Annotated in this window: 26 protein-coding genes and 1 pseudogene; 22 read left to right on the top strand and 5 right to left on the bottom strand. The window is 46.4% G+C overall.

The genetic code is table 11. From position 1 onward, the window contains the following. Positions 1-118 precede the first annotated feature (118 nt). Entirely contained in the window at positions 119-787 is a 669-nt protein-coding gene (locus CUJ83_RS10110) for a RimK-like ATPgrasp N-terminal domain-containing protein (RefSeq protein WP_230742189.1), read from the top strand. Continuing rightward, positions 784-1701 carry an ATP-grasp domain-containing protein gene (locus CUJ83_RS10105; RefSeq protein ID WP_230742188.1) on the top strand — a complete coding sequence of 306 codons (918 nt, stop codon included), beginning with the start codon at positions 784-786 and terminating at the stop codon, positions 1699-1701. Before CUJ83_RS10110 ends, CUJ83_RS10105 begins: the two co-directional genes overlap by 4 nt. Positions 1702-1923: 222 nt before the next feature. Here the strand turns inward: CUJ83_RS10105 and CUJ83_RS15735 are convergent, their stop codons facing one another. Beyond that, positions 1924-2055, bottom strand: coding sequence for a hypothetical protein (locus CUJ83_RS15735; protein ID WP_255668494.1), 132 nt, complete (start codon positions 2053-2055; stop codon positions 1924-1926). Positions 2056-2133: 78 nt separating this feature from the next. Here CUJ83_RS15735 and CUJ83_RS10100 point away from each other — a divergent pair, with 78 nt between their 5' ends. The 17 genes and pseudogenes from CUJ83_RS10100 (at position 2134) to CUJ83_RS10020 (ending at position 15403) form a co-directional block, all read left to right on the top strand. Continuing rightward, on the top strand, positions 2134-2568 hold the full coding sequence (locus CUJ83_RS10100; protein WP_230742187.1) for a 30S ribosomal protein S19e: 435 nt from the start codon (positions 2134-2136) through the stop codon (positions 2566-2568). Positions 2569-2618: 50 nt separating this feature from the next. Further along, positions 2619-2948 carry a DNA-binding protein gene (locus CUJ83_RS10095; RefSeq protein ID WP_230742186.1) on the top strand — a complete coding sequence of 110 codons (330 nt, stop codon included), beginning with the start codon at positions 2619-2621 and terminating at the stop codon, positions 2946-2948. Next, complete coding sequence (locus CUJ83_RS10090) at positions 2945-3565, top strand: DUF7411 family protein (RefSeq protein WP_230742185.1); 621 nt, start codon at positions 2945-2947, stop codon at positions 3563-3565. Before CUJ83_RS10095 ends, CUJ83_RS10090 begins: the two co-directional genes overlap by 4 nt. Beyond that, the gene (locus tag CUJ83_RS10085) at positions 3543-3695 is read left to right on the top strand and encodes a 50S ribosomal protein L39e (protein ID WP_230742184.1); all 153 of its coding nucleotides are present in this window, start codon (positions 3543-3545) and stop codon (positions 3693-3695) included. The genes CUJ83_RS10090 and CUJ83_RS10085 overlap by 23 nt, the downstream gene beginning before the upstream one ends. A gap of 25 nt (positions 3696-3720) precedes the next feature. Further along, positions 3721-4011: a 50S ribosomal protein L31e gene (locus tag CUJ83_RS10080; RefSeq protein ID WP_230742183.1), complete on the top strand. Its 291-nt coding sequence runs from the start codon at positions 3721-3723 to the stop codon at positions 4009-4011. A 23-nt stretch (positions 4012-4034) separates the two neighbouring features. Beyond that, a complete protein-coding gene (locus CUJ83_RS10075; protein ID WP_230742182.1) occupies positions 4035-4700 on the top strand; it encodes a translation initiation factor IF-6 in 666 nt (221 codons plus the stop codon). A gap of 4 nt (positions 4701-4704) precedes the next feature. Next, entirely contained in the window at positions 4705-4881 is a 177-nt protein-coding gene (rpl18a, locus tag CUJ83_RS10070; RefSeq protein ID WP_230742181.1) for a 50S ribosomal protein L18Ae, read from the top strand. 3 nt (positions 4882-4884) lie between these two features. Beyond that, on the top strand, positions 4885-5298 hold the full coding sequence (pfdA, locus tag CUJ83_RS10065) for a prefoldin subunit alpha (protein WP_230742180.1): 414 nt from the start codon (positions 4885-4887) through the stop codon (positions 5296-5298). A 7-nt stretch (positions 5299-5305) separates the two neighbouring features. After that, entirely contained in the window at positions 5306-6391 is a 1086-nt protein-coding gene (ftsY, locus tag CUJ83_RS10060; protein ID WP_230742179.1) for a signal recognition particle-docking protein FtsY, read from the top strand. Between the two features lie 356 nt (positions 6392-6747). After that, positions 6748-8688 carry a glycoside hydrolase family 15 protein gene (locus CUJ83_RS10055; protein WP_230742178.1) on the top strand — a complete coding sequence of 647 codons (1941 nt, stop codon included), beginning with the start codon at positions 6748-6750 and terminating at the stop codon, positions 8686-8688. Positions 8689-9024: 336 nt separating this feature from the next. Continuing rightward, positions 9025-9348: pseudogene (locus CUJ83_RS10050) on the top strand (RNA-guided endonuclease InsQ/TnpB family protein); the annotation flags it as partial. A gap of 95 nt (positions 9349-9443) precedes the next feature. Further along, positions 9444-10688, top strand: a complete 1245-nt coding sequence (locus tag CUJ83_RS10045; protein ID WP_230742176.1) for an outer membrane protein assembly factor BamB family protein — start codon at positions 9444-9446, stop codon at positions 10686-10688. A gap of 211 nt (positions 10689-10899) precedes the next feature. Beyond that, complete coding sequence (locus CUJ83_RS10040) at positions 10900-11409, top strand: cupin domain-containing protein (protein WP_230742175.1); 510 nt, start codon at positions 10900-10902, stop codon at positions 11407-11409. A 216-nt stretch (positions 11410-11625) separates the two neighbouring features. Next, entirely contained in the window at positions 11626-12555 is a 930-nt protein-coding gene (pyrB, locus tag CUJ83_RS10035) for an aspartate carbamoyltransferase (RefSeq protein ID WP_230742174.1), read from the top strand. A gap of 2 nt (positions 12556-12557) precedes the next feature. Further along, positions 12558-13025, top strand: coding sequence for an aspartate carbamoyltransferase regulatory subunit (pyrI, locus tag CUJ83_RS10030; RefSeq protein ID WP_230742173.1), 468 nt, complete (start codon positions 12558-12560; stop codon positions 13023-13025). A gap of 26 nt (positions 13026-13051) precedes the next feature. Then, positions 13052-14275: a hydroxymethylglutaryl-CoA reductase (NADPH) gene (hmgA, locus tag CUJ83_RS10025; RefSeq protein WP_230742172.1), complete on the top strand. Its 1224-nt coding sequence runs from the start codon at positions 13052-13054 to the stop codon at positions 14273-14275. 273 nt (positions 14276-14548) lie between these two features. Next, the gene (locus CUJ83_RS10020) at positions 14549-15403 is read left to right on the top strand and encodes a CHAD domain-containing protein (RefSeq protein WP_230742171.1); all 855 of its coding nucleotides are present in this window, start codon (positions 14549-14551) and stop codon (positions 15401-15403) included. A gap of 181 nt (positions 15404-15584) precedes the next feature. On the opposite strand, the gene CUJ83_RS10015 is transcribed toward CUJ83_RS10020, so the two are convergent. After that, on the bottom strand, positions 15585-16328 hold the full coding sequence (locus tag CUJ83_RS10015) for a tRNA (adenine-N1)-methyltransferase (RefSeq protein ID WP_230742170.1): 744 nt from the start codon (positions 16326-16328) through the stop codon (positions 15585-15587). A 6-nt stretch (positions 16329-16334) separates the two neighbouring features. Continuing rightward, positions 16335-16691, bottom strand: a complete 357-nt coding sequence (locus CUJ83_RS10010; RefSeq protein WP_230742169.1) for a nascent polypeptide-associated complex protein — start codon at positions 16689-16691, stop codon at positions 16335-16337. A 1434-nt stretch (positions 16692-18125) separates the two neighbouring features. Between CUJ83_RS10010 and CUJ83_RS10005 the strand changes: the two genes are divergently transcribed. Next, positions 18126-19460 (top strand): ORC1-type DNA replication protein, encoded by a 1335-nt coding sequence (locus tag CUJ83_RS10005; protein ID WP_305067647.1) that lies wholly within the window; start codon positions 18126-18128, stop codon positions 19458-19460. 207 nt (positions 19461-19667) lie between these two features. On the opposite strand, the gene CUJ83_RS10000 is transcribed toward CUJ83_RS10005, so the two are convergent. Beyond that, a complete protein-coding gene (locus tag CUJ83_RS10000) occupies positions 19668-20222 on the bottom strand; it encodes a S24/S26 family peptidase (protein WP_230742316.1) in 555 nt (184 codons plus the stop codon). 103 nt (positions 20223-20325) lie between these two features. Here CUJ83_RS10000 and CUJ83_RS09995 point away from each other — a divergent pair, with 103 nt between their 5' ends. Then, the gene (locus CUJ83_RS09995; protein ID WP_230742168.1) at positions 20326-20802 is read left to right on the top strand and encodes a peroxiredoxin family protein; all 477 of its coding nucleotides are present in this window, start codon (positions 20326-20328) and stop codon (positions 20800-20802) included. 17 nt (positions 20803-20819) lie between these two features. Here CUJ83_RS09995 and CUJ83_RS09990 read toward each other — a convergent pair whose 3' ends face one another. After that, a complete protein-coding gene (locus CUJ83_RS09990; RefSeq protein ID WP_230742167.1) occupies positions 20820-21362 on the bottom strand; it encodes a S24/S26 family peptidase in 543 nt (180 codons plus the stop codon). Between the two features lie 115 nt (positions 21363-21477). On the opposite strand from CUJ83_RS09990, the gene CUJ83_RS09985 reads away from it, so the two are divergent. Further along, positions 21478-22929, top strand: a complete 1452-nt coding sequence (locus CUJ83_RS09985) for a DNA-directed DNA polymerase II small subunit (RefSeq protein ID WP_230742166.1) — start codon at positions 21478-21480, stop codon at positions 22927-22929. Positions 22930-23185: the final 256 nt, after the last annotated feature.

The raw sequence follows: 23185 nt of genomic DNA, 5'->3' as shown, positions 1-23185 counted from the left end.
CATTATCGATAATGTAAATACTGCTAAATTTCGCTATTTAAGCGGTTATAACAGGAGTAACACCATCAAATTCATATACATTCAGAAATGATATTAGCACAAGTGGAGATGTCCCTTAGTGACAATCGTTATTAACGAGGATGATGATGAAGCGGATTTCGGTCCCTTCGCTTTTCTTAACTCGTCCGTAAAGGGCGAAGTGTTGAACGTATCGCACGATTATAGATACCAGAAGATGGGTTACTATGTTTCTATGCATGCCGAGCTAAGCGGCAACAAGGTCACTCCGAGTTGCGCGGATATTCTCGATGCTCACAGGAACCCGCTGCTTATGATAAGGGCAGAAAAGGCAGGCATTCCCTGCATGCCTTACACGCTGCTGGCAAAGTACGAGCATAACGTTAACCTGCCTGCATTGTGTTTCGCGGTAAACCCGTATACCTGTAACTCCGTGACACAGGTGAGATCTGAGTCAAAGATGCACAGGACGATGAAAAGCCTGAGCATGAATAACAGGTATCCCGTATCGGTCCAGCCTCTGGTCGGAGAGGTAAAGGAAGCCATTCAGGTCTTCGGAGAGACCGATGTTGCAGAGGCGAAAGAGATAGCCCGCAAGTTCTATGAGGCATTCCATATACCTATAGGAAAGCTGATAATACAGATCCACGACGGAAAGGCATATCTTTCGCATTTCGAGCCCTGTGAGCGAAAAGAGGTTAACTGGGATCTCGTCAAACAGAAGCTGCATACTATCCATAACATTGAAAAACGTGGTGCGTGTATTTGAAAATAGGGTGTTTCGTTGAAACATATTCCTTCCACACCAAAATAGAGGCGCAGGCGCTTGAGAATTTCAAGACGTCGGCTGAAAGAAAAGGGCATCAGTTCGAGTATATATTTAAAAAGGACTTGAACAGGATACCCGAGTTCGACTCGATATTCATCAGGGCCACTACGGACCCCATGAATACCGCGTATGTCGTATCGAGGACTGCCGACGCACTGGGTAAGGTCGTCATAGACGACCCCCACTCGATACGCACCTGTTCCTCTAAAGTGGTGCTTGACGGCCTGTTCAAGCAGAACAATATACCTTCCCCGAGATCGGTCCTTTTCGCGGGAGACTACAGCCCGGATAATCTCAGGAAAATAATAGAATACCTTAAGTTCCCTATAGTGGTCAAAGCCCCTTACACCAAGTTCTCCTCACATGTGGAGAAAGCGCATGATGAGGCTGAGCTCAAGGAGATCACCTCCAGGTATCTCAAGAACGCCAGGCCCATTGTCCTGCAGGAGTTCATGCCGACGACTTTCGACTGGAGAGTCGGAATGCTCGACGGCAAGGTGCTTTACCTCTGTAAATATCATATGCCAAAGGGAGGGTGGAAAGTAAAGTCCATGGTTGACGGCAAGCAGGAATGGGGGAAATCGACGCCCATCATGCGTAAGAACATCCCTAAGAAGCTGGAGGAGCTTGCGATAAAGGTCACAAAGTGCGTGGGCGACGGGCTATACGGCCTTGACATAAAAGAGGTCAACGGGGAATATTACTGCATAGAGATCAACGATAACCCGAGCTTCTATGCGGGCATAGAGGACTCGAAGGATCATGATATATATGATAAGATAATAGACCGTCTCACTTCCGGCAGGCCGGTGAAGCCGGGCACTTACAGGTTAAATGAAGATTGCATCATTTGATGCGCTCCATCCTTTTTCTTTAAATACATATTTATTTATACACGTAATTTTATAATTAATTTTCATCAGAATGAACGCTAGGACCTGCAGTCGAAGTGAAGCTTTATATCCTTGATGCGTTTCAATAGTACACGAAGTGTTTCGACTCACGAAAAACTATAAGTATATAAAAACACTTCACAAGCCATAGATTTATCTGCCCAATGTAATTGATGATATCGATCATACAGGCTCTGTGACGGTATTTAGTTTGCCCGACCTTGGCGCATCCGTAAGGTATGCTCCGAAACCGTGGCAGTGTCGCGTGAAGCAAAAAGCGGATGACACCGGCGGGATGACCGCGCACTTGTACATAGCAGGGTAAAACGGCCAGGCCTCCAAAAAGACCCGGCAGGCGATGAATCTATCACGTAAGTATTACGGAGGAATAAGATGGCAGTAGTTTATGACGTGCCCGGCACTTTATTTGTTAACAAGACGGCACAAAAATTAAAGGAGACAGGTAAGATCCAGCCCCCTGAATGGGCTGCAGATGTGAAGACAGGTGTACACAGAGAGCTTCCTCCCACCCAGCAAGACTGGTGGTACACCAGATGCGCATCCATCTTAAGAAGGATCTATATGGACGGCCCCGTAGGTGTGCAGAGGCTCAGGTCGCTGTACGGCGGAAAGAAGAACCGCGGTGTACGCCCGGACAGACACGAGAGAGGCAGCGGTGCGGTCATAAGGACAGCGCTTCAGCAGCTCGAGAAGGCAGGATACGTAAAATCGATCAAGAACGGCCGTGTTATCACACCGGCAGGCATGTCGTTCCTCGACAAGATCGCTACCGAAATGGTAGCCGGTGAGTCGAAGGTAGAGGCATAAAGCCAGGGATCGATTTATAGGTATAACCCGTATAGAATAGAGTGATACAAATGAGCGGCGATGAAATAAACGAAATACGCAGACGCAAGCTTGAAGAGCTACAGAGAGCCCAGGGCGAAGACATGGCAAGAGAGCAGCAGCGTCAGCAGGTAGAGCAGCAAAAAGCAATGATTCTCCGCCAGATCCTCACTCCCGAAGCCCGCGAGCGCCTTAATACGATAAGGATGACAAAGCCCGAATTCGTTGCCAGCGTCGAGAACCAGTTGATAGCACTGGCGCAATCGGGAAGGCTCGCAAAACAGATCGACGACGAACAGCTGAAAAGCATACTGGAACAGATCCAGCCAAAGAAGCGGGACATTAAGATAAGACGGAAATGAAAGTGCAGGTATTGTACAGTGGCGGCAAGGACAGTTCGCTGTCAGCCATATTGCTCGAGCCTTTTTTCGAGGTGGAGCTTGTTACCTGTACGTTCGGGCTGGAAAGATCGTGGGAGAATGCCAGGCAGGCTGCCCATGACATCGGGTTCCCGTTCAAGCTCGTGAAGCTTGATCCGAAAACGCTGGATGAAAGCATTGAGGTAATGCTCAAGTTCGGGTATCCCCGGTACGGCATTAACCTTATACATAAAGAGGCGCTCGAAACGGTCGCTGCGCTGGGTGAGGCGGCATTCATTGCCGACGGCACGAGACGGGATGACCGCGCGCCGATGCTCAACATATCCGAGATAAGGAGCCTTGAGGACAGAACGAATATCAGATATGTCCGGCCACTTGCAGGATATGGAAAAAGCGCCATAGACGCTCTCGTGAGAGAGCATCTCGAGATCGTAGAAGCGAACTCCGAGACCTTGGAAAAGGCCGATTACGAGACAGAAGCAAGGTCGTTGATGAGGGACAAATACGGGGAGGACGTGTATCATCGAATATTTCCCCATAAACATATTCAATCAAGGGTACTGAGAAGGTTTAAACATGACGAAAAAGTCGAAAGGTAAGAAGATCAGGTTAGCAAAATACACTAACCAGAACAGAAGAGTTCCAGCTTGGGTCATAATGAAGACAAACCGTGCTGTCATGTCCCACCCGCAGAGGAGAAGCTGGAGAAGAACAAGCTTACCGGAGTAAGGTAGAAGAAGCGTAGGTGTTTAGCATGGCAGAAAATGAAAAAACCACAGGGGCCGTTACCGAGCAGATCTACACGATCCCATTGAGGGAGGTCAAGAACTACCCGACATGGAAGAAGAGTAACAAGGCCGTTAAAGTTATCAGAGAATACCTTTCCAGGCACATGAAGGTAGACGAAAGCAGCATCAGGATCAACAAATCGCTCAATGAGGCTGTATGGTCCAAGGGCATCGAAAAGCCGCCCTCCAAGGTCAGGGTCAAAGCGATCAAGGCAGAGGACGGAATAGTAGAGGCCGATGTGATCGGAAGCGAGTAAGTATAAAGGCTAGTGATGACGGGATGATCAAGCAGTTAGACTTTTACGGTTATCCGTACGTAGGCATTTATGGATCTAATACGGAAAACCTGGTGATATTGCCGCATGACCTTCCAAAGGACACTGTGGCAGAAGTGGCAGAAGTCCTGGAGGTCGAACCCGTCACTACGCTGATAAACGAAAGCACTTTGATAGGCTCGATGCTCACGGGCAACAGTAATGGCATCATCGTCTCTGACCTCGCGCTCGACAGAGAGATACGCCCCATTGAAGAGTACGTGCCAGTGGCCAGGCTGCCGGGAAAAATGACGGCGGTCGGCAACATAGTACTGGCAAACGACAATGCGGCGCTAGTGCATCCGGGATTGAGCGACAAGAGTATCGAGATAGTTGAAAATACCCTCAAAGTTACCGTAAAGCGTGGAACGATAGGAGGGCTGAAGACGGTAGGAATGGCAGGATTCGCGACCAATAAGGGTTTATTGGTACATCCAAGGGCTACCGAGGAAGAGTTATCTTTCCTTGAGGACCTTTTTAACCTGCCAGTCGACATAGGCACCGTAAGCTTCGGCTCACCGCTCGTCGGTTCGGCGATACTCGCTACGACGAAAGGGCTAATAACAGGCACTAGGACATCCGGTCCGGAATTAGGAAGGATCGAGGATGCCCTGGGCTTCATAGGGGAGTGAACATATGGCAAAATTCATAGTCAAAGGAACATTTCAGGCTGGCGTCCAGAAGGAGAAGTTCTCCAAAGAGGTAGAATCGCAGAACGCGAATAATGCCGAGGAGAAAGTCCTATCCTTATTCGGAAGCAAGCACCGTGTGACCAGGAACAGGATAAACATCGAATCCGTTGAAGAGGCATGATCAATGGCAGACATGGCGACCGAGGAACAGATAAGGGAATTAGTTGCCAGGATGCAGGCATACCAGTCCAGGCTGGAAATGCTGCAACAGCAGGCTAATTTTATACAGTTATCGTTAAACGACATTGATAACGCACTTAAGGCGCTTGGGTCCTTAGAGGAAAAGGAAGAAGGACACGAGATGCTTGTCCCGATCGGCGCTAACTCTTATGTCTATGCAACGATCTCAAACCCGAGCCGCGTACTGATAGGTATCGGCGCGGGCATCAGCGTCGAGAAGAGCGCTGATGATTCAAAGGCCATCCTTTCCTCAAGAAGGACGGAGATGGAGAAGATCCTTGTAGAGACCTCAGGGGCCATAAATCAGGTCACTAACGAACTGATGAGGCTTCAGCAGGAAGCAGAAAAGTACAGGTGATCGGTCGATGTTCGATAAGCTCAAAGAGAAGCTTAACGACTTTAAAAAGACGATCGATGATAAAGTAAAGAGCGTTACTCAGGCCGAGAAGGAACAAAAGCCTGAGACGGCACCTGAGACCAGGGCTCAAGAAGCTCCTCAGGCTGCAGCTCCGGCTCAAGCTCCGGCCCGGGCTAAAGAGACCGCCCCGGCGGGAGCGAAACAGCCATCAGGTATTTTTGATAAGGCTGTCGCGCTTACGCGCGGAGAGCTCATACTGTCCGAAAAAGAGCTTGAAGGGCCGTTATGGGACCTCGAGATGGCGCTTCTTGAAAGCGATGTGGCCCTGCCCGTCGCAGAATCGATCATCGAGACCGTTAAAAAGGATATGACAGGACAGCGAAAAAAGCTGTTATCATCCACGGGGGACATGACCGAGGACGCTCTCAGGCATGCGATCTCCGACATACTGAACGTTAACACTCTTGATTTTGACGAGTTCGTCAGGAATAGAGAAAAGCCAGTCACCATCATTTTTATTGGCGTCAACGGCGCCGGAAAGACCACGACCATCGCAAAGCTTGGCCAGTACCTGAAGGACCATAATTACAGTGTGGCCATCGCTGCAGGCGATACGTTCAGGGCGGGCGCCATCGAGCAACTGGAAAGGCATGCGGAAAAGCTCGGGATCAAGATGATAAAGCACCAGCAGGGCGCGGACCCGGCCGCTGTCATCTACGATGCCGTGGCATACGCAAAGTCTAATAAAAAGGACATAGTCCTTGCCGACACCGCAGGAAGGCTGCATACTAACATCAACCTGATGGACCAGCTGCGTAAGATCAGCAGGGTCGTGAAACCGGACCTTGTCATATTCGTCGATGAGGCCATAGCGGGCAATGATGCGGTCGAAAGGGCGAAGCTCTTCAACGACGCAGTTCCCATTAACGGCACCATTCTTACGAAGGCCGACGCGGATTCAAAAGGCGGAGCGGCTATTTCCATAGCCCATATCACCGGTAAGCCGATATTATTCCTGGGAATGGGACAGGAATATAAGGATATAAAGAAATTCGAGACCGGCTGGTTCGTGGACAGGCTGTTCGAGCGTTAAGGCGAAAACCGCATAATATTTTTTCTGATCTTTTCCGTTTTTAAATGAGCGTACTGTTGAGTGTTTTTATTTTGCTGTCTATCAGGCCTGATACTATCTGCCGGCCAAACAAGCAGTCATTCAACATGAGACAAGTATGCCGATTTTAAATAAATACATCGTCTGAAATAACAGAAGAGCCTGTTCTGTATACTTTAGATTAAATTAGTTTAAAAGGCCTGGCCGATTTCTTTCTATTCATGAAAAGGCATCGATAATCCCATAGAAGACATTATTTTGTACTATATTGTCATTCTTTTTCCATATATCATGCAATATAATTATATTAAATATGATATAAATTTAATACGATAACGATGAGGCCTCTCATATATGGTAATGGTTCACTTCTGGTATGCGTGGACGAAAAAGGTGTAGTTCGGGACTTTTATTACCCGTATGCGGGTATGGAGAACCATGGCGGGTACATGCGCCTCGGACTTTACGATTGTGATCTTAAAACGTTCGGCTGGCTGGAGAACTGGAAAATTGTCCAGAGATATCGGTCAGATTTTCCGGACGAGTACTATGTTTTAAGGGAGGATAACCTGATCAAGGACAGGCTGGGCCCGTTCAAGAACATATCTCTTATCGGCGAGACCGTATTTGATAATGAAAGATTTGAGGCGATGGTCACTGTAAGAGAAATGGTGCATCAGGTAAAGAACTTTTTTCTGCGCTCTATAGAAGTAAAAAACACATCAGAGATGATAAAGAACTTCAGGCTCTTCTCGTCCCAGACCTACAGCATACTTGAGAACAATTATGCGAATACTGCCGTCAGGGACGGCCCCATGATGAACCATTACAAAAGGAACAGGTTTTTCCTTCATAGCTCTTTTCCGGTGTTCGACCAGTTCACGACCGGACTATGGGAATGGGGTGACAGGCTGGGGACATGGAAGGACGCGGAAGATGGCGTTCTCGAGGGGAACACAGTCTCCCAGGGCATGGTAGATTCCAGCGTAGGCTGGAACCTTTTGCCTCTGCAGTCAGGAAAATCTTCTACCGTCTATTTTTGGGTATGCGTGGGAGAGAACTATCCCATGGCCAGGGACATAAACAACTGGATAAAAGACCATGACATTGAATCCGTATTCCATTCGAACCACCACTACTGGTCATCCTTCAGTATGAAAGCTTATGACGAGAAAAACCTGTTAAATTTCTATTTATTGCCCCAGGACCTGCAGGAGGCTTTTGCCAGAAGCCTTCTTACTGTCACATGCCATGTCGATAAGGGAGGCTCCATAATAGCATCCTGCGACTCTCAAATAAAACAGCAGGGCGCTGACTATTACTCTTATTGCTGGCCCAGGGACGCGGCGTGGGTGGCGATCGCGCTGGATAAAGCCGGGTATAGTAACCTGAGCAGGCGCACATACCATTATCTCAAGGACGTGATCGATCCCAGAGGCTATTTCAGGCATAAGTATACCCCGGAAGGGGACCTTGGAAGCACATGGCATCCCCTGCCGATGCTGCAGATAGACGAAACAGGGCTGCCGTTATATGCAGTCTATAAGCACTGGACAGAAGACAGGAACATAATGACAGTATCCGCCCTGTATGAGCCTCTGGTAAAGCCTGCCGCAAATGCCCTTATGAACTTTATAGACAGCTCGAACGATCTGCCCAGGCCGAGTTTTGACCTGTGGGAAGAGCGTAAAGGCATTTATACATATTCGTGCGCCTGCGTCTACGCAGGGTTGAAAGGAGCCTCAGAGATGGCTTTCGCGCTCGGCGACGATAACAGGGGCATTGTCTGGCGTAAAATGTCAATGAACGTCAGGGACGCGATAATAAGAGAACTATACGATCCTTCCCTGGGAAGGTTCAAGCGGGGCATAGACGATGACGTCGTCGATTCGTCCCTATTTGCCGTCTGGTATCTGGACGTTGTTCCTGCGAAAGACCCTATGGCGGTGAATACGATGAAGGCCATGGAAGAGCGGCTCCTAAGGCCTAACGGCGGCATAGCCCGCTATACCGACGACGGTTATCAGGGTTATATGAATAGCTGGATAATCTGCACATTATGGCTTGCCCAGTGGTATATCCGGATAGGGGACCTTGAAAGGGCCCGGGAGCTTCTTGAATGGTCCGTCAGGTATTCAGTGCCCGGAGGGCTTATGCCAGAACAGGTCGGTGAAAATGGCGAGCCGATATCAGTGGTACCTCTTACCTGGTCACATTCCACATTCATTCTTGCTATCATAGAATATCTTGAGGCTCTTGCGTTAACATCGGGCGTATGAACGTAACGCCCATGAATTATTCACAGGAAGTCATTTTATTTCGGGGGAATATTTTGAATATCTTATTTTTATATTAACTAAATAAAAATTTTACAAAAATATGTATAATAAAATTATTATCATAAAAATAGTAATTTACCCCCTTATTTCAACTGGAAATAATCATATTTTTCCGGCAGAGTACCTTTCTTTATCATTATTCTATGAAAATATATTTTTTTGAGCCTTAAGTTTTTGAGCACCATTACATTATACAATTTACGATGAAACAGCCAGAAAGCCCATGACTTTAGTCATGGGATGAATGGCGACACTTATCCCGACAACCCCTGATTATTTGAAGACCTTAACATCAAAGGAATGGTCAAGAATCATTGTCTTGCAAAGAGCATATCCGATGCCGTATGGAATATGTTAATCACCGCCACGAAGTACAAGGCTGAAAGTGCCGGTTCAAGAGTAGTGCTGGTTAACCCTGCTAACACAAGCAAGATACGCTCTCGATGTGGTCTGATAGTCGAAAAATCACTGTCAGACCGTATACATGAATGTCCAAGCTGCGGTCTCGTCATAAATAGAGATGAGAATGCGGCCGTGAACGATCTCAGATTGGGATCGCAATCTGTCGGAGTAATCTCCGTAGAAGCCCACGGGCTTTAGCCGTGGGAGCAGTCACCCAAAGCTTTTTATCCATCGATTGATTAACATGAAAATAATATCCGTATACGTTGATTTATTTTTAGGTGGGTAAAAGAATGAAAAGATCATTAATAGCATTGTTCACGATTACGCTCGCCACCGCGATAATAACCTTCGCGGCGCCTGCATGTCTTGCGGAGCAGCCGTCCCTCGAATGGGCTTACGATACGGGATCGTATATCACTTCATCCCCAAACTACCAGAACGCCATGTTGTACACAGGCTCATACGATAATCACATGTATTGCATCTTCACGATGAACGGTGCAGCGAACTGGAAATTCAATGCCGGTTCGTACATAGCGTCATCCCCTGAATACTACGACCGTACGATCTATTTTGGTACGGGTGACGGTACAGTATATGCCCTTGATGTTTCCAGAGGCGCTGAAAAATGGAGATTCACGGCGGAAGCCAACATCGATTCGTCGCCAATTTTCTACAATGGCGTCATTTATGTCGGGTCAGATGACGGGAAGCTCCATGCACTGGACATCTCTAACGGCAAGGAGATATGGAACTATACTGCCACGGGCACCATGAGCTCAAAGATCGAGGCTTATGACGGTAAGATCTATTTCGGCACGTCGGGCGGAAAGATATACGCGGTCGAAAATTATAACGGAAAGGAAAAATGGAGCCTGGACCTTCAGGAAAAGGTGAATTCTCCGGGTATCTATAAAGGATTAGTATATGTCGGGACCAAGGACGGTCACATATATTGCATAGACCACAACAGCGGAAGGATAATATGGAAATATAAGACTGACGGGGAGGTCTATGCCAAGCCTGTCGGATATCAGGACGTCATCTTTGTTGGTTCGGGAGATAGCCGCCTGTACGCGCTCGATGCATCAACAGGCGACCTTGTATGGAGCTATAAGACCGACGGGCCGATAAAAGCCTCTGTCGTAGTAAAGGACGGGGTCGTCTATGCAGGATCGGGCGACGGCTACATGCATGCCGTGGACGCTAAGTTCGGGATGATGTACTGGAAATATATGACGGGGGACGCCGTAGATACGACGCCTGTGGTCACGGATAAGAACATATACTTCGGATCGCTTGACGGCAAGGTATATTCATTGAAGCTGCCATCGACGCTCGTCATGGTCACACCGGTCCCCACGGCAAAGCCATCCACTACGACAGGTCCTACATTATCTCCGACACCCACGGCGACCGTGCCGGCAGAGCCCAGCGTAGTGCCTTCGGATAGCTTTTGCCCGATTCCCGGGATATTTGCGGCTTTCATATTAGGAGTAGGTATAGTCTTCAACTATCGTAAAAGACGATACTAGGTAATATTAGAGAGTAAATCCCTATCCACAAAATCGATTGGTGAACGTGTCGAGAGATATTAAAAAATTTCTCGACGCTTTCGTATTTTTATTCATTTTTTATAGTATCAAGATTATTATAATTGTATTGTAATATTATTTTTTAGGATTCGATGACTATCATAGGATCACTGGACAGTGTTAAAAATTATCATCATTTCTTGGTGAGAGGATGGAGACGGTGAAGATCAGTTCATTAGAAGAGTTCTCAGTCGAAAAATACCTCAAAGTAAACCCTTTTAAAACAGATAAGATCATTTTCAACGTCTACAATTTTAAGCCGTGGCAGGCCCTTCATATGCATAAGCACCCGGATAATGACGAGGTTTTTTATGTGGTTGACGGCGAAGGCATATTCATAGTCCATGATGAGGAACGTTCCATAAGTGAGAATTCCGCCATATACGTCCCGGCAAATACTCTGCACAGCATCCTGGCAGGTGAGAATGACCTCGTGATCATTTCAGTTCAGGGCCCCACGCCTGTAGGGTCCATGTTAATGGATAACTTCAGGTATGGCTGTCCCGTATGCTCTCTTGACACGCCCGTCACTATCAATACTTATGACGGATGCCTGACGGTATGCCCGCGGTGCAACATCAAGCTCAAGCTGAAAAAAATAGATGGCAGGTTTGAAGCAGAAGAGACTAAAGAAAGCCCTCCCACAATAGCCTGGGTATGATTCTATGTGCTGTGTTCTATAACTTTTCCCGAATATTGTCATTATCGTGTACGGTTGTCAACGATAGCGATCCGGCGCCCTGCACATAGGCATGATGTATCAATGATCGCGATCGAATCCGATAATGATCATGTGATACAGCTAACCGATCCCCGAACACTTGCGAATATGTAGCATACAGGAACTATTTTATCCTAAAGCGGCTTACTAACTACGATGATTTTCGAGAGGAAACACATCATATCGACAAAAGACTTCTCGAGGGATGAGATAGACCTCATACTCGACAGGGCGGAAGAGCTTGAACCGGTCGCCCGTAAAGGTCACCTTGACCTGCTTAAAAACAAGATCATTGCCACACTTTTCTTCGAGCCGTCTACAAGGACGAGGCTTTCTTTTGACACGGCCGTAAAAAGGCTTGGAGGCAGCACGATAGGGTTTGATACGGCGACCTCCACTTCCATTGCAAAGGGTGAGACGCTATTTGACACTATAAAGATCATCGAGTCATATGCGGATGCCATAATATTACGCCACCCGAGGGAAGGGGCGGCGAGGATGGCATCGGAAATATCGAGCGTCCCTATAATAAACGCAGGCGACGGGGCGGGCCATCATCCTACCCAGACGCTCCTGGATATGTATACGATAAGAAAGGAGTGCACAAAGGGCATAGGCGACCTGAACGTGGCCATCGTCGGAGACCTCAGGTACGGAAGGACCGTTCACTCGCTGGTCTACGCATTATCATTATACGGCACGAAGCTATCCTTCGTAGCCCCTGACCAGTTGAAGATGCCGTCGAACATAATAAACTATTTGAAGAGAGGCGGCATTGAGTTCTTCGAAACGTCTGATCTGAATAAAGTGTTAGAGGATGCTGATGTCATATATATGACGAGGATCCAGAAAGAAAGGTTCCCGGACCCGAGCGAATACCTGAAAGTCGCGGGAAGCTACAGGATCACGACGGATATGTTAGCCGGCGTAAAGGATGACATGATAATCATGCACCCTCTGCCGAGGGTTGACGAGATCGAGCCCGGAGTGGATTCGACCAAACATGCAAAATATTTCCAGCAATCGTTCTACGGCGTACCTGTCAGGATGGCGGTACTTTCGCTAGTACTGAATGCGGAGATGTAGATATGACGACAGAAAGAGAGCTAAGAGTAAAGCCGATAGTAAACGGGACTGTTATTGACCATATATCTGCAGGCCAGGCGTTAAATGTTTTAAAGATACTGGGAATAACCAGCCATACAAAATCTGTTGTAAGCGTATTGATGAACGTCCCGAGCGGGCATATGGGTGCAAAGGACGTGGTAAAGGTCGAGGACCGTGAGCTGGACCCTGAAGAGGTCGAGACGATAGCATTGATATCGCCTAAGACGACTATCAATATCATAAGAAACTATGAAGTCGTGGAGAAGTTCAGGGTCGAAACGCCAAGATCCGTCGTCGGCCTCGTTAGATGCGGAAACCCTAACTGTATATCCAACACGAACGAGCCGTTAGAATCGAGGTTCTTTGTCGAGTCCGAAGATCCTGTAAGGCTAAGGTGCTCGTATTGCGAGTTCGTGCTGGAAACGGAACTTGCGGAACACTTGTTATAATTTTTACTTATTCGGGATGGTAGGGTATGGATAAGGAAGAGCTAATTAAAAAGATCGTCAGTGGAGAACTTAAGCTATATCAGGTCGAGGAGTTCACGAGCTCCAGAAAAGAAGCCCTGGACATCCGCCGTGAAGCCATATCAAAGCTTACCGGGACCGAACTTAAGCATGTCTCTAACTATACTTTTGACACTGAGACTGTCACTAAAAAGAACATAGAGAACGCCATAGGCGCCGTGCAGATACCCCTGGGAGTCGCCGGACCGTTAAAGATCAATGGCGAGTATGCGAAAGGAAGCTTCTACGTGCCCCTTGCGACCACTGAAGGCGCGCTTGTCGCCAGTGTCAACAGGGGATGCTCTGTGTGCACTCAAAGCGGAGGGGTCAATACGATGATCTTCCAGGACGAGATGACCAGGGCGCCTGTAGTAAAAGTCAACACCCTTGAGGACGCGAAGAAAATAGTCCAGGCATTTAAGTCGCCCGAGTTCATGGAAGAGGTCAGAAAGGCCGTAAGCTCTACGACCAGGCACGGCGAGCTTCTAGGAGTGGACCCGTATGTGGTCGGTAAGAATGTTTTTCTCAGGTTCGCCTACGACACAAAGGATGCGATGGGGATGAACATGGTAACCATAGCTTCAGAGGCTGTCATGCACCTGGTGGAGGAAAGGTTTGGCGCAAGGCTCATAGCGCTTTCAAGCAACATGTGCACGGATAAAAAGCCCGCCGCCATTAATGTCATCGAGGGCAGAGGAAGGACGACGGTGGCAGAGATCACCATATCGAGGGATGTTGTCCTTTCAAAGCTGAAGACGACCCCGGAGAATGTCTGCGACGTCAACTACCGTAAGAATTTCCTTGGATCGGCAAGGGCGGTATCGTTCGGATTTAACGCTCACATCGCCAATATAGTAGCCGCGACATTTATCGCCTGCGGACAGGACCCGTCCCATGTCGTAGAGGGCAGCAATGCCATAACATCCGCTGAGATGACCGATAACGGTGACCTTCAGTTCTCTGTCTCATTCCCGTCGCTTCCGCTGGGGACGGTCGGAGGAGGCACTGGAGTAGCTACGCAGAGCGAGTGCTTATCGATGCTTGGCGTAAAAGGAGGAGGGGACCCACCCGGCTCAAACGCGAGGAAGCTTGCCGAGATAATAGCGTCGACCGCGCTCGCGGGCGAATTATCGCTGCTGGGTGCGCTCGCGTCTCAGGATCTTGCCAGGGCTCATGCCAAATATGGAAGATAGTCCATAATATAAGTACAGGCCAGACTTTATCGGTCTGGCGATCATTTGTTTTCTCATTTTTATACAGGCAAATAGCCAGCTTTATCCTGTATAGTAAGAATTCAGCTGTATCCCGATATCAGCCGCCTGTTTCCGGCTTCATCCTCTCAGTGTATTGCTGTCGCAACTGCATTATTTTCCATATATGAATACTGCGTTCCGGAAAATGTTTGTAGTAATTTTTATAATTATTAATTATACAACCTATCATTGTAATATCCGGTCGAGGAATGTATGGAAAAGGCGTTAAAAAAGACGGTCAAAAAAACAACGAAAAAAATATATGACTATAAACAGCCGGTGCTGACCTTCAGAGACCCGGAAGACCTGCACCAGATCAGGGTAAAAGGCCGCACGCTTCTGACTTACCTTGATGTCCTGTCGGATGAATTCGAAAAGGAACGTCCCGGTTTCATCAGGCTTCGCAGCTCTTTAAAAAAAGGTATAAAGTCTCTGGGCGACCTTAGAGACCTGGATGTGCTCATAGAGGAAATGGAAAAACGTGCCGAAAATATGGACGTGGAAGATAAAGAATTGATCGGGCGCTGGCTTGATGAAAAAAGGTCGGAACGCGAAGGCATAAGGATAAAGGCTAAGAAAAAGTTGCCGAAGAACATAAGACCCCGCTGGAGAACTAAGATGCTTATCTGGGCGAATAGAAGGATCCCGAAGCTGCTTAAGAGCGTTTCCCTGGACGAGAAGATAATGTGGCTCAGAGAAAGATTTGAAAGCTCTATGATCTCCTTGGGCCTGGATAACAGGACGCCGGAGGATATGGATAATGAGAAGTTCATAGAGGAGCTGCACAGGGTGAGGATCAATGCGAAAAAGCTCAGGTATGCTTTGAGCAGCCTGAAAGATTTCATTCCGGGCATCGATGATGATGAGATAGAAGACCTCAAGTTTTTCCAGGACAGGCTGGGCCATATTCATGACCTGAGCGTATGGGCAGGTCAATTGAGGAGTTATTCTTCGGATCATGGAGAACCTGACAATATAATAAGCTCCTGGCGCCAGGAAATGTATGAAACTTTGCAAGAAGTCAATTCAAGGCTTAAAAATAGATATTCTGTCAATATCATCAATTAAAAATTATAAAAAAGATTTTACCCCTTTATTTCCTGTGGAAACGGCATAATATTGCCATTAAAGAAATATCCAGTATTTTGCTGTTTATTGTCAGGAAGAAAATTGATCATTAAAAGTATGCTTAAGATATCCCGGACAAGAAAAAAGGATGCGGGGTACGGGGTGTACTCCTGTCGCCCTGTCACTTTCTTGCGAAAGTCAGGAAACCCGTATGCCCTACTCTTGTGGAAGGCCTCGTGCCTCTTTCTCCGAACTCGAGCTCGTGCTCGTTGATCAGCACAGTGATGATATCGTTAAAGCCCTCTCTTTCCACTGCAGCCCTGATCTCGGACGTCTGTTCAAAAAATGGAGAATACGTCGCCAGGAACCCGCCATTCATGAGAACTCTTTTAGCGTCATGTACGACCTTTGCGGCTTCCTGCATGTCAAGAGTGACGACATCGAACGGGCCTTCAAGGCTTTTTATTTCTTCCACTATGTTACCGTGCCTGACCTCGATATTCTTTAACCCTGCCTTATCGACGTTCTTCCGGGCCACGTTAACGAAGTGTTCGTTGGCTTCATAAGTTATTACTTTTTTAGCTATGGTACCCAGATATATTGCCAGGACGCCTGATCCCGTACCGGCATCAAGTATCGTGTCGTCAGGACATACCCCGGTATAAGATATTATAGTTCCTATGTCCTTGGGCATCATAGGCGCCCCTGTACGCTTGATATGTTTGAAGAAATCCGGGGTCCTGGGTTTGAGGACCTTGAATTCTTTACCCAGATGCGAGTATACAATGGCGCCCCATTCAAGGCCTTCAATATTTTTCAAGTCGACTATGCCAAGGTCTGTATGTAGTTTCTCATCCCTGACCGATGTAAAATACTCGCGGCCTCCTTCAGCCTTGAGCAGGATATATTCTCCTTGAGCTATCATTCAGATCTACTTGTTTTCGGATAGTTTCATTATTGCTTCGGCGAGGTCACCCTTTGACTCCTTTAATGCCTGCTTTGCAACGTCCCTGCTGACGTTTGTCTGCGTGGCGACAAGGGTTATATCCTCTTCCGGTATCTCTTTTTCCAGAGCTCTCTCTTCGGGAGTGCCTACTAACTGGTAAGTCTTCATTCCTCTGGCATTCATTATGCTGACCTGAGCGTCCTTGAATACTATCTCTTTGCTACCGGTCCTGATTATGACCTCTTTTACGTCTTCGATCTCTTCAATATCGATGCCGAGAGCTTTCATTTGCTTTTCTAATTGCTTGGGATTGATACCTCTTCCGCCCATTCCTGGAAACATGATGAAATCACCTTTGAGTTTTAGCGCGTGTATGGTAAATAACTTTTTTCATGAACTATAATAATTCTTAGGCTATTTTTGTATTGATGTTTTTGTGTTGTTTTTATCGGATGGCAGGTATACGCTAATTTCACAAAAACACAAAAACACTAAATTTTTTTAGATTTTAAGTACACGAAAGCTCTAAGAATTTTTTTACTCACCAAAACTCAAAGGCTCTAATTTCACAATCAAAGCACTAACTTCTCAAATGCTCGACTTAACGCACAAAGAACACTAAGTCTCCAACACTAAAACAAGACACTAATCTCCACTAAGGCACGAAATTTTAATGGCACGGTTTCCGCTTTATGGCTGAAGCATACCGGATATGGTGATGTCGGTGATATCCCGATTTTGCTGTAATTTGGGAATCTATACACATGCTAAAAGGTTGTCACAAAAGATTTACAGACAAATATGGATACTACCGGATATAATGATGATCGATAAGGTGCAACACAAACAGTGATTTAAACATTTGTGCTTTTTGTGATGTTAGAGCCTTGTTTTAGTGTTGGAGACTTTGTGCCCTTTGAGCGTTGAGTCGAGCGTTTGAGCAGTTAGTGCCTTGATTGTGAAATTAGAGCCTTAGTGATTTTGTGAGTGAAATTTTTTTGTGCCTTTGAGCTCTTAAATATTAAAAAAATTTAGTGGTTTAGCGTATTCGTGAAATTAGTGCATACCTGCCATCCGATAGGTATAATTAAAATTCCGAAAGATCGCAGAAGAGCCATTAGAATAATAAAGAATATTTGAACCTCATGATCTATAACATTAAAATAACTGAAAATATAGAACTACCAAAAAATGAAAAATGAAAATGAGAGTATATAAAACAGGCCCACCCCTATATTTCCAATGCAATATTTTTCTGACAGTTTACTTAATTCATAGCCAGATATTCCTGATGATCGCTAATTGAACGTTTTAATTTAAAAAAATAATAATATATTTGAATTTTGGCCTTAATTTATATACTCGGATCATTTTTGTTCAGTAAACGCTTGCTATACATATGGTTATTTATAAATAGTATGATTTTCATAACGAAACAACAATGTGTTTTCACCATAAAAAACACAAAAAGTTTGTTTTTGTGTTTTCAGAGTTCCACTCGAAATTAAGGGGTGGGTGTTACTGAACATTAATTTTTCCAGTGGAAATTATGCCCTTACTGCGAAGTCATTTTTGTTTATAACCGTTTATTTTTCAAATTACACAGGAATTTATGTAGTATTAAATTTATTATGGAATTTAAAAAGCTTATTCATAAAAATATTTGATAATAAAGCTATACTCCAGTAGAAATTAAGGGGTTATGCCTACCACAACTATTAATATAGAACGAAACTATCGTTTCTATTGGAACCGCTTAGTTTTGGAGAACGGATTATGATCACTGATAAAACATCCCCACCTTCATCCCAGTCCTCCGAAAATGACAGGGAACATAGGTCCGAAAAGGGACTTTTTGATGACCTGGTAGGTAATGCTGAGGAAAAATCAATAGATAAAGTATTTGAAAATCTTTTGAGCATTAAGCCCATTTTCAAGAACAGAGAAGTATTAAGACCATCTTACACTCCGGAATACCTGCCGCACAGGCTTGATCAGATCAACAGTGTCGCGGAGATCCTGGTGTCAGCTCTCAGGGGTGAATCACCTTCTAACATATTGATATACGGTAAAACAGGCACAGGAAAGACAGCGACTCTGGAGAGCGTAAGCAAAAAGCTCGAGGACCTTGCCGAAAAGATGAACATTGAATGCAAAGTGCTATTCATAAACTGTGAGAGGATCGATACCCAGTACAGGATCCTGGCGCACCTGGCCAGGCATTACAACAGGGATGTGCCCATCACCGGCTGGCCGACAGACCAGGTATTCAATGAGTTCAGGGACGCGCTCGATAAAAAGGAACAGATAGCAATCATAATCCTTGATGAGATAGACAACCTTGTTAAGAAAAGCGGTGACGATATCCTTTACAATCTTTCGAGAATAAACTCGGACCTCAAAAAAGCCAAGGTAAGCATAATAGGGATATCCAATGACCTCACATTCACGGATTATCTTGACCCGAGAGTAAAATCGTCTCTCGGCGAAGAAGAGATAATTTTCCCGCCATATAATGCCGATCAGCTAAGAGATATTCTTGAGCAGCGCAGCAGGATGGCGTTCAAGGAAAATATGCTGGAGCCGGCGGTAATACCGTTATGTGCGGCTTTCGCAGCCCAGGAACACGGCGACGCAAGAAAAGCGCTCGACCTCCTGAGAGTGTCGGCCGAGCTTTCCGAAAGGCTAAGCGATACCGTGGTAAGGGAAGAGCATGTCAGGAAGGCCCGTGAAAAGATAGAGCTGGACAGGATCACCGAGGTCGTGCGCACCCTTCCTACACAGAGTAAGCTGGTCCTTTACAGCATAGTGCTGCTTGATTCAGAAGGCTCCCACGAGCTCAACACCGGCGATGTCTACAACGTCTACAGGAGGCTCTGCAGGATGATAGACATAGACATCCTTACAGGAAGACGTGTGACAGACCTGATATCCGAGCTTGACATGCTGGGGATAATCAACGCGACCGTAGTGAGCAAGGGAAGGTATGGGCGTACAAAAGAAATATCCTTAAGTGTCCCCGCCGAAAGCACCAGAAAAGTGTTAACGGACGATTATCGCCTGAGGACGCTGAAGGAGGCGAGGCCTTTCTTTCACCAGCAGCGGCTATAGCACAGAGGCATCATCCAGCCTCAGATCCTTTAGGGCCTAAGATGTAAAGCAAAGACCTATAATTAGCGACATAGAAATTTGCGTGTGAACCGGATATGCTGTAAGTGTATGTCAAGCACTGCCAGTGATATCATTATCATTAACGCCCTATCCGACAATAACGTATAAAACATCGAATTTTAGGGGATACAACGATCAGAACATTCCCTATCCAAGTCTTGCCCGTACCAGGCCCAGGTACGGTATCCTGAACTCCGACACTCCCAGGATCCATTCCGGCTTGACCGGCTGGCCCGGCGATATTGACGAGCTCTGGTCATAAAGGAAATTATTATCCCCCTGGGTAATGTAGCCTGAATGAGGTGCAGGCGGCCCTCCTCTCCACATAGGCTGTCCTTCGTCGACCCAGTACATGGCACGGTGAATGACAGGAGTATTTGACTTATCGCCAAGAGGCTTATACACGATGACGTCCCCGTAATTATTGAACATCTTATAGCCGTTATATTGCCCTTCTTCATACGTGACGACATTTACTTTATCAAGGCTGCGGATTATGACGAGGTCTCCCTGTTTCATGTTGGGGAGCATGCTCTTTCCGTCGATGCTCACCATCGGCGGCCAGATACCGGAGTAAGCGAATAAGAATCCGGCTATAAGTGCGACCACCACGAGCGAAAAAACAATATCCTTAAGGAGCTCTATCCAAAAAGACTTTTTACCATCGCCATTTGAAGCTCCCGATAAGCCCTTTTTCTCCATAGCCAATATTTTAGTTTATAATTTTAATGTTATATATGTTCGTACAACAGTATAAAATTTGGATTATTATTTTAAGAATATGTTCAGATTTATTTTGATAGATATGTATAAGATGGTTTTACGTCTGGACATAGGTGACAATGCGGAGAACTTTAGTCTAAAAGACCAGAACGGAAAAGACTTCTCATTAATGGACCTTATAGGTAAGCATAATATTTTTTTAACATTTTATACAGGCGGGTATGATGAAAACGCTTTGAAGTTCCTAAATTCTTTAAAGGAGACCTACCCCGATCTCAAAAAGCTTGACACCGAGGTCGTGGCCATAACTCCCGAGCTGGAGAATAAGGTTAAAAACACCGTTAATAGAGTGCATCTACCTTTTACGGTACTGAGCGATCCCGAGCTTAGTGTTTCAAAACAGTATGATGTGTACGATCCGGTATCGAACTGGACCTATCCGGCGGCTTTTCTCATAAATAAGGAAGGCGTCATCGAGTACTCTTTCAGGGGAGCCAGCTCGCCGAATACGCCTTATTTAAGATATATCATGGATAAATTACAACAAATGGTAAAATAAGGTCAGGTATTATCGGGCTATCCTATGAACCCGAGGAGCCCTCTGATATACCCGAGGTACGGGATCCTGTATTTTGCGACGCCCAGTATCCATTCGTCCTTCACCGGAGTGTTCGGACATATGCCGCTGCACTGGTCGTAAAGGAAATTATTGTCTCCCTGTGTGATGTAGCCTTCTGCCGGCGCCTGCACTCCTCCGTCCCACATCACTTCGGAAGCGTTCGTCCAGTACATGGCGCGATGTATCACAGGCGTGACGTCGCTCCTCCCGAACGGCCTGTATACTATGACGTCACCATAATCACCGAACATTTTATACCCGTTCTGTTTCCCTATTTCATTCGTGACGATATCCATCTTGTTCAGGCCCTGTACGACGATAAGGTCACCGTTTTGCATGTTGGGGTACATGCTGGTGCCCTCCACGCTCACAAGCGGCGGCCATACTCCTGCATAAGCATAAAGCGCTATGGCAAGGACCGAAACAAGAGCGAATGCGTATAAGACGTCCCTGAACAGCGATATCCAAAAATTGTCGCTTGTTAAGAATTGATGGATCAAGTTTACCAATGTACTCTGCCCCTATTATAATATATTAATAATTTTATATTATTAATGTTCTTATACCTTTCCCAAAAAGCTATATTGGTAATTGAGATATTGGCATATACTGTACATGCATGATATGGATATCGTAAAAGTTCTGGCGAATAAGGGTTACATACTTGAGCCTGATGCCCTTGATATGCTTAAGGGCAGCCGCGACCCGGACGAGCTCATTGGCAGGCTGCTTTCAGGACTGGACCCTTCAGCCTTTATAATATCGGGCAAAGATGTGGCGCGTATCGCGATCAAGCCCGCTGCCACGGGGATAGCCGGCACTCCGCCCGACATCAGGATATTAAAGGACATCACGAACAACTCCACATGCATAGGGGACTATGACGAGTTCGTAGGATATTTCCGGAACAGGTTCTCCATACTCGGGGATATGATGCGTAACAGGATAAGCTCCCGCCCCATAGAGAGCATATTGAAGAAAAAAGGAATGAGGTCCGCCTCTTCTTCTGAAAAGAACGAGATATCCATAATAGGCATCGTGTCCGACCATCGCGTTACGGCTAACGGCCACAGGCTGATAGAGGTAGAGGATCAGACAGGCTCGATCAGCGTTCTCATAATGAAAGACAGCGACATTTGCGATATGCCTGTCCTTCTGGACGAGGTCATCGGGGTGACCGGTGTTCCCGCAAGCGACGGGGGACTTTTCATAGCCAGTTCCATCATTTATCCCGATGTGCCCTATACTAACGTTGCCCGCCATTCCGATGAACCGGCAGTGGCAGCTCTTATATCTGATGTGCATGTAGGCAGCGACACGTTCCTTGAGGATAACTGGCTAAGCTTTCTTGACTGGATAAACGGAGACTCCGTTTCAGATCAGGATGCCGACCTGGTATCACGGCTAAAATACATAGTAGTCGCCGGAGACCTTGTCGACGGCATAGGGATATACCCGGGACAGGATAAAGAGCTTCATATCCTGGATATTTATGATCAATACAAAAAAACAGCAGAGTACTTTGACCAGATACCGAAGCACATAAGCGTCGTGATATCTCCGGGCAACCACGACGCCGTACGCCAGGCCGAGCCACAGCCGGCACTGCCTGAAGAGATAAGGAGCATGTTCCGGAACGACAATATTACTTTCGTGGGGAACCCCGCTGCAGTGGAAATAGAGGGGGTAAGATTCCTCATATATCACGGACGTTCCATCGACGATATGGTGTCGAACCTTCCGGGAGCATCTTATTCATACCCTGAAAAAGTCATGGTAGAGCTTCTAAAACGCCGCCACCTGTCGCCCATATACGGGGGCAGGGTGATGATAGCGCCAGAGTCGAAAGATCATTTTGTCATAGACCCGCTGCCCGATGTCATACACAGCGGACACGTTCATACGGTCGGGATTTGCAGGTACAGGGGAGTCCTTCTCGCGAATTCGGGCACCTGGCAGGGTCAGACCGAGTTCCAAAAACGCATGAACATCCAGCCCGATCCGGCAAGGATACCGCTTGTCGACCTGAAAAGCGGGGAAGTGTCCGTCATAAAGTTCGGAGAATAAGGCACGAAGGAGACCAAGTCTAAGTAGCGAGTGTCTTAAGTTTTTAGCATATATCAGTCTATAGTTGTCAAGTCCATCACAAAGATAACCAAGGTTCACTATTTTTCACCACGAAGGGCGCTAAGGGCTCCAGTAGTTGTGATGGTGTTTAGTTGGTTGTTTGGATAGGGGTTGTGGTTGTTTTCTTTTTCTTAATATTTTGTTGGTGTTTTGATTAATCGATTGTTTTTGTTGATTAATGGTTTGAGAAGCTGTG

The sequence above is a fragment of the Methanooceanicella nereidis genome, assembly GCF_021023085.1.
In the GTDB taxonomy this organism is placed as follows: Archaea; Halobacteriota; Methanocellia; order Methanocellales; family Methanocellaceae; genus Methanooceanicella; species Methanooceanicella nereidis.
Note: the sequence above shows the minus strand (reverse complement) of the source record. Positions and strands in the feature narration are given on the sequence as shown.